Genomic DNA, 12,893 nt, shown 5'->3' on the forward strand with positions numbered 1-12,893 from the left:
CCCTGACAACGCCCTCCAGCGTGACCGTTTTCGACTACCCTGGGAAGATCGGACGGCGACCTGCCGTCGGAATGGCGCAGGTCCGGGTCCAGGCGAGTAGCCTTGGACCGGTTCTCCATCCTCAACATCATCAACGCCGATCTGCGGAAGAGGGCGATTTCCGCCGTGTCGTCTGAGTCGTCGCGGACAAACCCGCTGGCAGCCTTTGGTCAGAACGAATGGCTGGTCGACGAGCTGTACCAGAAGTACCTCCAGGATCCCGAGTCCGTCGACCGGGCCTGGTGGAACTTCTTCGCCGACTACACCCCAGACTCCGGGGCCGGCCGTGCCGCGCCCCAGGGCACGGCACCCGCCGCGCCCACCACCCCCACCCCGGCTGCGGCCCCGGCGACCCCGGCCCCCGCACCGGCAGCCCCCGCGCCGAAGGCGGCGGCCCCCGCGGCCGCCACGACCACCCCGGCGGCCAAGACCAAGCAGGAGACGAGCGTGCCCGCCGCCGGCGCCGAGGAAGTCCGACTCCGAGGGGCCGCCGCCCGTACGGCGGCCAACATGGAGGCCAGCCTCCATGTGCCCACGGCGACCAGCGTCCGCGCGGTCCCGGCGAAGCTGCTCATCGACAACCGCATCGTGATCAACAACCATCTGTCGCGCGGTCGCGGCGGCAAGGTGTCGTTCACGCACCTGATCGGCTTCGCGGTCGTCAAGGCCCTCGCGGCCCTGCCGGAGATGAACCACTCCTACTCCGAGGTCGACGGCAAGCCGGTGCTGGTCAAGCCCGAGCACGTCAACCTCGGCCTGGCGATCGACATCCAGAAGGGTGACACCCGCCAGCTCCTCGTGCCGTCCATCAAGGGCGCCGAGACCATGGACTTCCGCCAGTTCTGGGTCGCCTACGAGGAGATCGTCCGCAAGGCCCGCGGCGGCAAGCTCGCCGTCGAGGACTTCGCGGGCACCACGATCTCCCTGACCAACCCGGGCACGATCGGCACCGTCCACTCGGTGCCGCGCCTGATGCCGGGCCAGGGCACCATCATCGGCGTCGGCGCGATGGAGTACCCCGCCGAGTACCAGGGCGCCTCCCCCGAGACGCTCTCCCGGCTCGCGGTGAGCAAGGTCATGACGCTCACCAGCACCTACGACCACCGGATCATCCAGGGCGCCCAGTCGGGTGACTTCCTGCGCCAGATCCACCGCCTGCTCCTGGGTGAGGAGGGCTTCTACGACGAGATCTTCGAGGCCCTGCGCATCCCCTACGAGCCGGTCCGCTGGGTCCAGGACATCTCGACCACCCACGACGACGACGTGGCCAAGTCCGCCCGGGTCCTGGAGCTGATCCACGCCTTCCGGGTCCGCGGCCACCTCATGGCCGACACCGACCCGCTGGAGTACAAGCAGCGCAAGCACCCCGACCTCGACATCAAGTCGCACGGGCTGACCCTGTGGGACCTTGAGCGCGAGTTCGCCACCGGCGGTTTCGGCGGCCGCCCGCTGATGCGGCTGCGCGAGATCCTCGGCGTGCTGCGCGACTCCTACTGCCGCACCATCGGCGTGGAGTACATGCACATCCAGAACCCCGAGGAGCGGGCCTGGATCCAGGCCCAGGTGGAGCGACCGCACGCCAAGCCCGACCGGGCCGAGCAACTGCGCGTCCTGGAGCGCCTGAACACCGCCGAGGCGTTCGAGACGTTCCTGCAGACCAAGTACGTCGGCCAGAAGCGGTTCTCGCTGGAGGGCGGCGAGTCGCTGATCCCGCTGCTCGACTCGGTGCTGAGCGCCGCCGCCGACGACAGGCTCGACGAGGCCGTCATCGGCATGGCCCACCGCGGCCGCCTGAACGTCCTGGCCAACATCGTGGGCAAGTCCTACGGCCAGATCTTCGGCGAGTTCGAGGGCAACATCGACCCGCGCACCGCCCACGGCTCCGGCGACGTGAAGTACCACCTGGGCGCCACCGGCGACTTCGTCTCGGCCGACGGCTCCAAGCTGAAGACCTCGGTCGTGGCCAACCCCTCCCACCTGGAGACGGTCGACCCGGTCCTGGAGGGCGTGGTCCGCGCCAAGCAGGACCTGCTGGAGCGCGGCGAGGAGGGCTTCACCGTCCTGCCGGTGCTGGTCCACGGCGACGCGGCCTTCGCCGGCCAGGGCGTGGTGGCCGAGACGCTGAACCTGTCGCAGCTGCGCGGCTACCGCACCGGCGGCACCGTGCACATCGTGGTCAACAACCAGGTCGGCTTCACCACCTCCCCGGCCTCGTCCCGGTCGTCGGTCTACGCCACCGACGTCGCCCGGATGGTCCAGGCGCCGATCTTCCACGTCAACGGCGACGACCCCGAGGCCGTGGTCCGGGTCGGGCGGCTGGCGTTCGAGTACCGCCAGGCGTTCCGCAAGGACGTCGTCATCGACCTGATCTGCTACCGCCGCCGCGGCCACAACGAGAGCGACAACCCGAGCTTCACCCAGCCGCTGATGTACGACCTGATCGACGCCAAGCGGTCGGTGCGCAAGCTCTACACCGAGGCGCTGATCGGCCGGGGCGACATCACGGTGGAGGAGGCCGAGGGCGCGCTGCGCGACTACCAGGCCAAGCTGGAGAACGCCTTCGCCGAGACCCGCTCCGCCGGCGAGACCACGGGCGAGTTCACCCGCCCGGTCGACGTCGACGGCGCCATCGAGTGGTCCCACGACGACGTCCCGACGGCCGTCACCGAGGAGACCGTCAAGCGGATCGTCGACACCCAGCTCAACCTCCCCGAGGGCTTCACCATCCATCCGCGCCTGCTGCCGGTCATCCAGCGCCGCGGCCAGATGGTCGCCGAGGACCGCATCGACTGGGGCATGGGCGAGACCCTGGCCTTCGGCTCGCTGCTGATCGACGGCCACCCGGTCCGCCTGGTCGGCCAGGACTCCCGGCGCGGCACCTTCGTCCAGCGGCACGCCGTGCTGGTCGACCGCCTCACCGGCGAGGAGCACACCCCGCTCAAGACGTTCAACAACGGAACGACGAAGTTCTACGTCTACGACTCGCTGCTCAGCGAGTACGCCGCCCTCGGCTTCGAGTACGGCTACAGCGTGGAGCGCCCCGACGCGCTGGTGTGCTGGGAGGCCCAGTTCGGTGACTTCGTCAACGGCGCGCAGTCCGTCATCGACGAGTACATCACCGCGGGTGAGCAGAAGTGGGGCCAGCGCTCCGGCGTGACCCTGCTGCTGCCGCACGGCTACGAGGGCCAGGGTCCCGACCACTCGTCGGCCCGCATCGAGCGCTTCCTGCAGATGTGCGCCTACGACAACATGACCGTGGCCCAGCCGACCCTGCCGGCCAACTACTTCCACCTGCTGCGCTGGCAGGCGAAGTCGAACCGGCACCGCCCGCTGGTGGTGTTCACGCCCAAGTCGCTGCTGCGGCACAAGGCCGCGACCTCGGCGGTCTCCGACTTCACCTCCGGGTCGTTCCGGCCGGTGGTGGGCGACGCCACGGTGCAGCCGGGCGACGTCCGCAAGGTCGTGCTCTGCTCCGGCAAGATCTACTACGACCTGGCGGCGGAGCGCGACTCGAAGGGCCGTACCGACGTGGCGATCGTCCGTCTGGAGCGGCTCTACCCGTTCCCGTCGAATCCGCTCGCGGCGGAGCTGGCGCGCTACGGCGACGGTGTCGAGCTGATCTGGGCGCAGGACGAGCCGCTCAACATGGGGCCGTGGCCGTTCCTGACGCTGAAGATGGCGGAGAAGCCCGACGTGTTCGGCGGGCGCCCGGTCAAGCGGGTCTCCCGCAGGGCCAACTCCTCCCCGGCGACCGGCTCGCACTCGGCGCACGAGCGGGAGCTGCGGCAGATCCTGGCGCAGGTCTTCGACTGATCGCCGTCCCGGCACAGGCCACAGGCCGGCCGTCCCCCGCTCCCGCCGGATGTTCGGGGGACGGGGCCGGACCTGGGCACAGCTTCCCGGAAGTCCCCCGCATGTTCCGTGCGGGGGACTTCCCCGTTACCGCGCCCCTTTCACATCCGAGGAGAACGATGTACTTCACCGATCGCGGCATCGAGGAGCTCGCCGACCGCCGTGGCGAGGAGGAGGTCAGCCTCGCCTGGCTGGCCGACCGGCTGCGCGAGTTCGTCGACCTGAACCCGGAGTTCGAGACCCCGGTGGAGCGGCTGGCCACCTGGCTCGCCCGCCTGGACGACGAGGACGACTGACCCGGCCGGCCGACCGGCCGTGACCCGGGCGGACGCCGAGCACGACTGCGGCGGACGGCGGGCCCGCCCCGGCGGATGATGGACGTGCCGGGCGCGGACGGCGGGAATGACCGGTTTCAACGCGACATATCTTGACCTTCACCAAGAACGCGACATATCGTGTTCCTCAAGGAGGTCACCGACATGCGGCAGTGGACCATCGAGAAACCCGGACAGCTCACCTTCGACGCGGTCAGCGGGCTCAACGTCCGGATCGTCGCGGGCAGGCTGGCGGTGCTGGCCAGTGACGGCCCCGCCACCCTGGACGTCACCGACATCGACAGCCCGCCGTTGGTCGTCACCCACGACGACGACGGCACGCTCACCGTCACCTACCGCGACCTTACCTGGGAAAGCCTGCTGAGCCGGCTGTGGTCCAGGCGCCCGGAGGCCACGCTGACGCTGACCGTGCCCAGGGAGTGCCCGGTCGCCGTGGGGGTCGTCTCCGCCTCCGCGGTCGTCACCGGCTTCGAGAAGCGCACCTCGGTCAGGAGCGTCTCCGGGGAGATCGTGCTCGACGGTGTGAGCGGCGAGACCCACGCCGACACCGTCTCCGGCTCCGTCGAGAGCCGCGGCCTGGTCGGCGACCTGTCGGTCAAGAGCGTCTCCGGCGAACTGACCGTGGCCAAGGGCACGCCCCGCCGGCTGCGCGCCAACACCGTCTCCGGCCGGATCACCGCCGATCTGGAGCTCCCGCCGACCGGCCACGTGACGCTGCACAGCGTCTCCGGCGACATCGTGCTCCGTCTGCCGCACGACGTCGCGGCCGACGTCACGATCCGTTCCACCTCCGGCAGGCTGGCCAGCGCCTTCACCGAGCTCGCCCAGTCCGGCCAGCCCGGGATCAGGACGCTCGGCGGCAGGCTCGGCGGCGGCATGGCGTCCCTGTCGGCGGCCACCGTCACCGCGGACGTCACGCTTCTGAAGGGAGAACAGGCATGAGCCCGGTCTTCGGCCACGGACGGCTCCGGCTGTACCTGCTGAAACTGCTCCAGGAGAGCCCCCGCCACGGTTACGAGGTGATCCGGCTGCTGCAGGATCGCTTCCTCGGCGTGTACTCCCCCTCCCCCGGCACGATCTACCCGCGCCTGGCCCGGCTGGAGGAGGAGGGCCTGGTCACCCACGAGGTGGTGAACGGCAAGAAGATCTTCACGATCACCGACCGGGGCCGCGAGGAGCTGAACGCCCGGATGGACGAGCTCGCCGACCTGGAGCAGGAGATCTCCGACTCCGTCCGCGACATCGCCCGCGAGGTCAAGGAGGACGTGCGCGACACGGTCCGGTCGCTGCGCGAGGAGCTCACCCAGATGGCGCGTGACATGCGGCAGGGCACCGGGCAGCAGGGCGGCGCCCGCCGGGAGGACCGCGACGACCGCGACGACCGGCGCAACCAGCGCGAGGCCTGGCGGGAGCAGAAGGCCGAGTGGCAGCGCCAGAAGCAGGAATGGCAGCGTCAGAAGCAGGAGTGGCAACGGCAGAAGCAGGAGTGGCAGCAGCACGTCGGTGAGCTGAAGCAGGAATGGAAGCAGGAGTGGAAGCGCCTGTGGGCCGAGGGCTTCGCCGGTCATGAGCCGTCCGGTGACCCCCGGCTCGGGCAGATGCTGGCCGAGTTCGTCGAGGAGGTCCGCGCCGACGCGGCCGGCCGCCGGGTGACCGAGGAGACCCTGGCCACCGCGCAGGACGCGCTCTACGACGCCGCCCGCCGCATCCGCGGCGCCCTGCGCTGACCTGCCGGTACGGCCGGCCGTCGCCGGCCGTACCGGAGCGGCTCAGCCCCCGGCGGTGAAGACGACCTTCCCGAAGAGGTCGCCCTTCTCCATGGCCGCGAACCCCTCGCGGGCCTCGGCCAGCGGGAGCGTCCGGTCGATCATCGGGCGTGCGCCGGTCTGCTCCAGGAACCGGGCGAGCCTGGCGAGCTGATCGCGGGTGCCCATGGTCGAGCCGACCACGGACAGCTGGAGGAAGAACACCCGGTTCAGGTCGGCCGGCGGCACCGCGCCGCTGGTCGCGCCGGAGACCACGATCCGCCCGCCGGGCCGCAGCGACTTCAGCGAGTGGGCCCAGGTGGCCTGGCCGACGGTCTCCATCACCGCGTCCACCCGCTCGGGCAGCCGGGCCCCGCTCTCGAAGACCTGGTCGGCGCCCAGGTCGAGGGCGCGCGCCCGCTTCTCCTCCGAGCGGCTGGTGGCCCACACCCGGTAGCCGCCCGCGCGGCCCAGCGCGATCAGCGCGGTCGCCACGCCGCCGCCCGCGCCCTGGACGAGCACGGTGGAGCCGGGCTCCAGACCGGCCTTGTCGAACAGCATCCGGTAGGCGGTCAGCCACGCGGTCGGCAGGCAGGCCGCCTCCTCGAACCCGAGCGCGGCGGGCTTGGGAACCAGGTTGCGCCGCGGCACGGCCACCCGCTCGGCGAAGGTGCCGTCGTACGTCTCCGACAGCAGCGACCGCCTCGGGTCGAGCGTCTCGTCGGGGCCGTCTCCGATCACCGCGTGGACGATGACCTCGTTGCCGTCCTCGTCGACTCCGGCGGCGTCGCAGCCCAGGACGATCGGCAGCCGGTCCTGGCGGATACCCACGCCCCGCAACGTCCACAGGTCGTGGTGGTTGAGCGCGGCGGCCCGGACCGTGACGGTGGTCCAGCCGTCGGGAACCTCGGGTTCGGGTCGCTCGCCGAGCGTCAGCCCGGCGAGGGGGTTGTCGGGGTCGGTCTGTGTGGCGGTTACGGCGAACATGGCCGCACCCTACGCCCCCGGACCGCGTCTCCCGCCGCACCCCCGCCCGGCGGGTCCGGCGAGTTCGGCGGATCGGCCATGCCCGGAACCGCGTCACCCGAACGGTCTCACGTGTTCCCGGTTACCCGGGAAACGAATTCGAGCCAATGGTGAAGGTGGTGCGGCGGATATTTCGATCCAGCCCGGACAAGTGCCCCCACCAGGGGAAATACCTTTTCGCTAAATCATAACGAGTCGCTATTCAAATAACGTCTTCGCATCGGATGGAACCGTTCCAAACTTTTTCGCGTCATTTCATCGCCGAAGCCTTGATCAATTCAGTAGCGTTCCGAACGTTTTCCTGGCGAGCGGAAGTCCCGACCCTCGCCGAGAACGAAAGGAGCTCCATTGAATTCCCGAGCACGGCGCCTCACGATCCCCCTCACCGGTGCCCTCCTGGTCACCGGCGTGATCGGCGCCACCTCCGGCGCGCAGGCAAGCGCGTCATCCCCCGGCGACGTGGTGAGTTCCTCCGCCTCGGAGACCCCCGTCGAGGCCACCTCGTTCTGGTCACCGGAGCGGATGCGCCGGGCCACCGACGCCTCCCGCGACCTCGACCTGAGCGTCAAGGGCGGCACGGCCTCCAAGGCCGCCGGCCGGCCCGACGGCAAGGCCGGATCGGTCCCGCCGATCGGGCAGGAGGGCGGCAAGACCGCCAAGAGCAAGAGCGTCAACCTGCCCAACACCGTCGGCCGGGTCTTCTTCACCCTGCCCGGCGCCAACCCGGCGGACCCCAAGAGCTGGAAGTACTGCTCCGGCAGCTCGATCCAGGGCAAGTACCACAACCTGGTCGCCACCTCGGCGCACTGCGTCTACGACGTGAAGACCGACAAGTTCTACGACAACTGGGTCTTCATCCCCTCCTACTGGGACGGGGACCAGGCGTGGAACGGCAAGAACCCGTACGGCATCTACGCCGCCAAGTGGTTCAACGCGCACGACGACTTCGTGGTCAAGGAGGACTACGACTTCGACTACGCGTTCGTCAACGTCAGCTCCGGCTACAAGGTCAGCTGGGAGAAGGGCTCCGACGGCAAGTGGAAGCCGACCATCAAGAACGTCGGCCGGCTCGGTGACAACGTCGGCGGCCAGGGCTTCGCCTGGAACCAGAAGGTGAAGAACGACATCTTCTCCTTCGGCTACCCGGCCGGCCTGCACCCCGACGGCGACAAGCCCTTCAGCGGGCGCACCATGAAGTGGTGCTACGGCACCGCGGCGGCCATGCCCGCCGCCCCGCAGTACAACATCCAGGAGCACCTCGGCTTCAAGTGCGCCTTCACCGCGGGCGCCAGTGGCGGTCCCTGGCTGCTGAAGTACAAGAACTCCACGCGGACCGGCTACATCAACGGCGTCAACAGCGTCGCGTGGGACACCGACAAGAACGACCGCTACGACAGGATCTCCTCGCCGTACTTCAACACCGACACCTACAAGGTCTACAAGGCCGCGGCCAACCGCTGGACCAAGTGACGCGAAACCCCGCCGGGCGGCCGCAAGGCCATTCGGCCGCCCGCCGTGACGAGGGGCCCGGTCTCCGTGGAGACCGGGCCCCTTCGCGGTCCGGGGGTCCGCGGCTTCGGGATTCCGCGGCCCTCACCCGGGGCTTGCGGTGCGCTGCGGCACCGGGGGTTCACGACGCCCTCGGGCATCGGCGCCTCGCGACGCGGGGCGCCGCGAGGACACTCACGGGAACGGGACCCCCTTCTCCGGGGCCCGTACTCCCTCAGGTTCCGGTCGGGACGACTCCTAGAAGGCGAAGACCGAGCCGGTGGTGGACCGCATCACACAGGAGTTGCCGAAGGTGTGCTGGTACCTGACGGTACGGCCGTCCCAGATGCCGCTCGCGGTCACGGTGACGGGGTCGTACTGCATCGTGCACGCCACCCCCGGCAGCGGCCGGAGCGCGGTGAACTCGCCGTTGACCACGCTGAGCTGCCCGCATGCCTGGGCCCCCTGCGGGTGCGAGCCACGCGTCGGGTCGCAGACGAGCAGGGCGGACCGCGACGCGGCGGCCGAGAACTGTTCCCCCGGCGTGGCGGTCAGCACGAGCACCCGCATGTTCTCCGGTGACAGCAGGGGCGCCGGCCGGCGCGGATCGGCCATGGACTGCGGGGCGACGGCGGGCCGCTGCTGCGCCACGGGAGCGGCGGGCGGCCGCTGGTCGGTGGCCGTTGGCCGGTGGTCGGTGGCCGGCGGTCGCTGCCGGCTCGCGGGCGGTCGCTGGTCGGTGGCGCTGGGCGCGGCCGGTTCGATGCGGATGGTCTTCCAGGGCCGCCTGCGCCGGGGCGGTGCGGCGTTGCGCTGCCGCGTCCGCTGGACCCGCGGCGGAACGGGTTTCAGCGAGGCGGCTTCGGGCGTACTGGAGACTCCGGTCTCCCGGGGCCCGGCGGTGGCGGTGGCGGCGGTCGCCGTCGCGGTGGTGAGCGCGGCGCTGGAGAGCAGGACGAGACCGGCGGCGGCCAGGCAGCGGAGACGTGACATGGAACCCCCCGATGGACGGCGTTGCGTGGGCGGGCCGGAACGAGGTGACCGGCCTGACCGGGGGGATGGATCAAGGCTCTGAACTGCGGGAATGCTATAACGCCCGGCCGCTTCCTGTCTCGCGGCGACGCACCTTCCGGGAAAAGATCGTGGATCGTTCCCGCTTCGCGGCGGCGGCGTGACACCCCAGCTCAGCACGGTGCACGGCGGCCGCCGAGGCAGTCGATCAAGACGAAGCAGATCAGACGCCGGTTCGCGGCTTTCGGTTCCCCGGTTTTGGTAACGACCCCGTAACGGTCCCCCTTGACTGTCCGGTTTCTGTCTCTTTAAACCAACTTTGCCGAGTACGGTCTCCTCTTGTCTCTTTACGCATGCGTGAGTCAACCCGAGCGACTCATGACAAAGAAGGAGCTACTTTGAACTCCCGAGCCAAGCGCCTCGCCCTCCCCGCCGGTGGCGCCCTCGTCGCCGCCGCCGTGATCGCCGCGCCCCTCGCGGGCACCGCCCAGGCCGCGCCGAAGCCGGACGTCAAGTCGGCCGCGCTCACCCCGTCCGGTAACGCGAAGGCCATCGCGGCGTACTGGACCTCCTCCAAGCTGAAGTCGGCGAAGACCTTCACCGCCGACTCCACCATCTCCGCCAAGCTGACGAAGACCGGCGCCGCCAAGGCCGCCGCCGACGGCAAGGCCGGCCTGGTGGCCCCGACCGGCCCGGGCGGTAGCAAGTCCGCCGGCAGCTCGAAGAACGTGAACCTGCCCATCACCGTCGGCAAGGTCTTCTTCGTCGACGACAAGGGCCAGGAGCGCTGGTGCTCCGGCACCTCGATCCAGTCGAAGTACCGCAACCTGGTGGCCACCGCCGGCCACTGCGTGTACGACACCGACACCAACAAGCCGTACGACAACTTCGTCTTCATCCCCGGCTACTACCAGGGCAAGGCCCCCTGGGGCATCTACGTCGGCGCCAAGGTCAACACCCACGACGACTTCACGATCTTCGAGGACTACGACTACGACTACGCCTTCGTCAACGTCTACAACGGCATCAAGCAGCAGCCCGAGAAGGAGGTCGACTACAAGACCTACAAGGCGCACGTCGACAAGGGCGGCGCGGGCCGCGAGGACGCCAGGACCGTCGACCGCCAGACCTACGAGGAGTGGACCAAGAAGGGCGGCCTCGGCAAGGTCGACGGAGTCGACAAGGAAGACCAGGTCGGTCCGCAGTACAAGGGCGCCATCGGCGTCGCGGTCGAGACCGACAAGGCCACCTGGGGCAAGGCCGCCAGCCGGGTCTTCGGCCTGCACGACGGCAAGGTGACCCTGCACGGCCAGGAGCTGGACCAGGACAAGTGGCCCAAGACCGGCGCCCGCCTGGAGCCTCGCGTCGAGCAGCTCACCAAGAACGAGTACGAGGCGTACAAGGGCCCGGGCGTCAAGCAGATCGACCGGCGGGGCAACTACACGGTCACCCACTACTACGTGATCAAGTACATCGCGAAGACCTCGTCCGCGAAGTACACCATCTTCCGGTACTACACCACGTACGTGACCGACGCCGGCCGCCTGGGTGACAACGTCGGCGGCCAGGGCGTGGCCTGGAACCAGAAGCTGGGCAAGAAGGTCTTCACCTTCGGCTACCCGACCCAGGGCCACCCCGACGGCAGCCGCCCCTACAGCGGCCAGACCATGAAGTGGTGCTACGGCACGACCGTCGCCGCCCCCGTGGTGTCGAAGTACAAGGCCCAGGAGCAGCAGGCCATCAAGTGCGCCTTCACCCCCGGTGCCAGCGGCGGCCCCTTCCTGCTGCAGTACAAGAACAGCAAGCGGACCGGCTACCTCAACGGCGTCGTGAGCCTGACGGTCGACAGCGACAACAACGACCGCTACGACCGGACGACCACGCCGTACTTCAACGGTGAGACCGCCGCCATCTACAAGCACGCCGCCAACCTCTGGACCGGGAAGCTCCCGTCCTAGTCCTCGCGGTGTGGAGCAGCGGAAGGGCCGGGTGCGCACACCCCGGCCCTTCCGGGTCTTGACGGGGCGCTTATGCGCCCGGCGGCAGGCTGGCAGGACGGCGGGCCAGAGCGAATCGGTCGGCCGACCTGCCCAAAACTGAATTGATCTGGAAAAATAGCTTTTCACAGCCTCCCCCGCCCCTCCGCCCCCAGCTCCGTCCCCCGAAAGGAAGCCCCTCATGTCCCCCCGCGTCCGGCGGCTCACGGCCACGCTCGGCGCGCTGTTCGCCGCCTGCGTGACGCTGGCGTCCGCGTTCGCCGGGAGCGCCGGGGCGGACGCGGTGGCCGCCCCCTGGTCGGGCACTCCCAACGGCATCACCTCCGTCACACTGACCAAGACCGACGCGGACATGAAGCGGATCGTGGAGTACTGGAGCCCGGCCCGGCTCAAGGCGGCCCAGAACAACACGCCCGCCGCCCCCGAGGTCAAGCCCAGCAGCGGCGCCACCTCCAGCGCGCCGGTGTCCCCCACGTCCAGCGCGAAGCCGAGCGCCACCGCGACGGCCGCGGGCGGGAGGCCCATCCCCGCCGGGGGCGCCGCCGTCCCGGCGGCCGGCACGAGCTCGGGGAACGCGAAGACTGCCAGGGCCGCCTCGTCCCCGGTCGTCAGCCCCACCTTCCCGAAGAAGAAGGCGCAGACCGGCGGCAACCCGGTCACCGTCGGCAAGGTCTTCTTCCGGATCGGCGACAAGGACTACTGGTGCTCCGCCTCGTCGGTGGCCGCCGCCAACCACCGGCTGGTCGCGACGGCCGCGCACTGCACCTACGACGCCAAGCAGGACAGGTTCGCCGAGTACTGGATCTTCATCCCCGGTTACGCCGACGGCGGCACACCGTACGGCATCTACGTCGGTCACACGCTCAACCTGCACTCCAGCTTCATCGCCCAGGGTGACTACGACTACGACTACGCGTTCATCACCGTGCACGACGGGTTCCGCTGGAAGCCCGGCAGGACCGCCGGCAGCTACGTGATGGAGGACGTCGGCGCGCTGGAGGACAACGTCGGCGGCCAGGGCCTGATGGTCAACCGCGGCATCAATCTGTCCACCTTCGCCTTCGGCTACCCCGCGGCCCCGCAGATCGACGGCAGCAGGCCGTACGACGGCCGGACGATGAAGCGGTGCGACGGCCGCACCTACCGGGCCAACGCCCCGGCCCGCCTCGTGGACCGCGGCATCGCGCTCCGGTGCGGGTTCACCGCCGGGGCCAGCGGCGGCCCGTGGCTGATCTACTACGACCCCGCCAACGGCGTCGGCTACCTCAACGGCGTCAACAGTTTCGCCTGGGACACCGACACCGACAAGAAGTACGACCGCATCTCCTCGCCGTACTTCATGGCCTCGACATACGTCGTCTACCGCTGGGCCGCGCAGCAGACCGCGAGCTGAGATCCGG

The 12,893-nt window shown here is 69.8% G+C and carries 9 protein-coding genes; 7 read left to right on the forward strand and 2 right to left on the reverse strand.

Going from position 1 to position 12,893, the window contains the following annotated elements; translation table 11 throughout:
* The first annotated feature begins 165 nt into the window (after positions 1–165).
* The 4 genes from HDA43_RS23310 to HDA43_RS23325 all read left to right on the forward strand — a co-directional run bounded on the left by HDA43_RS23310 (position 166) and on the right by HDA43_RS23325 (position 5,953).
* Entirely contained in the window at positions 166–3,852 is a 3,687-nt protein-coding gene (locus HDA43_RS23310; RefSeq protein WP_179825151.1) for a multifunctional oxoglutarate decarboxylase/oxoglutarate dehydrogenase thiamine pyrophosphate-binding subunit/dihydrolipoyllysine-residue succinyltransferase subunit, read from the forward strand.
* 158 nt (positions 3,853–4,010) lie between these two features.
* On the forward strand, positions 4,011–4,187 hold the full coding sequence (locus HDA43_RS23315) for a DUF6104 family protein (RefSeq protein ID WP_179825154.1): 177 nt from the start codon (positions 4,011–4,013) through the stop codon (positions 4,185–4,187).
* 183 nt (positions 4,188–4,370) lie between these two features.
* Positions 4,371–5,168, forward strand: a complete 798-nt coding sequence (locus HDA43_RS23320) for a DUF4097 family beta strand repeat-containing protein (protein WP_179825155.1) — start codon at positions 4,371–4,373, stop codon at positions 5,166–5,168.
* Positions 5,165–5,953 carry a PadR family transcriptional regulator gene (locus HDA43_RS23325; protein WP_179825157.1) on the forward strand — a complete coding sequence of 263 codons (789 nt, stop codon included), beginning with the start codon at positions 5,165–5,167 and terminating at the stop codon, positions 5,951–5,953. The genes HDA43_RS23320 and HDA43_RS23325 overlap by 4 nt, the downstream gene beginning before the upstream one ends.
* A 42-nt stretch (positions 5,954–5,995) precedes the next feature.
* On the opposite strand, the gene HDA43_RS23330 is transcribed toward HDA43_RS23325, so the two are convergent.
* Positions 5,996–6,958, reverse strand: coding sequence for a zinc-binding dehydrogenase (locus tag HDA43_RS23330; protein ID WP_179825159.1), 963 nt, complete (start codon positions 6,956–6,958; stop codon positions 5,996–5,998).
* A 387-nt stretch (positions 6,959–7,345) separates the two neighbouring features.
* On the opposite strand from HDA43_RS23330, the gene HDA43_RS23335 reads away from it, so the two are divergent.
* Positions 7,346–8,467, forward strand: a complete 1,122-nt coding sequence (locus HDA43_RS23335) for a trypsin-like serine peptidase (protein WP_179825160.1) — start codon at positions 7,346–7,348, stop codon at positions 8,465–8,467.
* 276 nt (positions 8,468–8,743) lie between these two features.
* On the opposite strand, the gene HDA43_RS23340 is transcribed toward HDA43_RS23335, so the two are convergent.
* Positions 8,744–9,478: an SSI family serine proteinase inhibitor gene (locus HDA43_RS23340; protein WP_179825162.1), complete on the reverse strand. Its 735-nt coding sequence runs from the start codon at positions 9,476–9,478 to the stop codon at positions 8,744–8,746.
* 416 nt (positions 9,479–9,894) lie between these two features.
* Between HDA43_RS23340 and HDA43_RS23345 the strand changes: the two genes are divergently transcribed.
* Both HDA43_RS23345 and HDA43_RS23350 read left to right on the forward strand, forming a co-directional pair.
* Positions 9,895–11,454 carry a trypsin-like serine peptidase gene (locus tag HDA43_RS23345; protein WP_246424492.1) on the forward strand — a complete coding sequence of 520 codons (1,560 nt, stop codon included), beginning with the start codon at positions 9,895–9,897 and terminating at the stop codon, positions 11,452–11,454.
* Between the two features lie 220 nt (positions 11,455–11,674).
* Positions 11,675–12,886, forward strand: coding sequence for a hypothetical protein (locus HDA43_RS23350; RefSeq protein WP_179825167.1), 1,212 nt, complete (start codon positions 11,675–11,677; stop codon positions 12,884–12,886).
* Positions 12,887–12,893 lie beyond the last annotated feature (7 nt).

It is taken from the genome of Streptosporangium sandarakinum (assembly GCF_013409935.1).
GTDB lineage: Bacteria > Actinomycetota > Actinomycetes > Streptosporangiales > Streptosporangiaceae > Streptosporangium > Streptosporangium nondiastaticum.

What these genes read in the sequence shown, in the direction of transcription:
- HDA43_RS23315 (WP_179825154.1), top strand. Translation starts at nt 4,011, where the DNA reads ATGTACTTCACCGATCGCGGCATCGAGGAGCTCGCCGACCGCCGTGGC.
- HDA43_RS23320 (WP_179825155.1), top strand. Translation starts at nt 4,371, where the DNA reads ATGCGGCAGTGGACCATCGAGAAACCCGGACAGCTCACCTTCGACGCG.
- HDA43_RS23325 (WP_179825157.1), top strand. Translation starts at nt 5,165, where the DNA reads ATGAGCCCGGTCTTCGGCCACGGACGGCTCCGGCTGTACCTGCTGAAA.
- HDA43_RS23330 (WP_179825159.1), bottom strand. Translation starts at nt 6,958, where the DNA reads ATGTTCGCCGTAACCGCCACACAGACCGACCCCGACAACCCCCTCGCC.
- HDA43_RS23340 (WP_179825162.1), bottom strand. Translation starts at nt 9,478, where the DNA reads ATGTCACGTCTCCGCTGCCTGGCCGCCGCCGGTCTCGTCCTGCTCTCC.
- HDA43_RS23350 (WP_179825167.1), top strand. Translation starts at nt 11,675, where the DNA reads ATGTCCCCCCGCGTCCGGCGGCTCACGGCCACGCTCGGCGCGCTGTTC.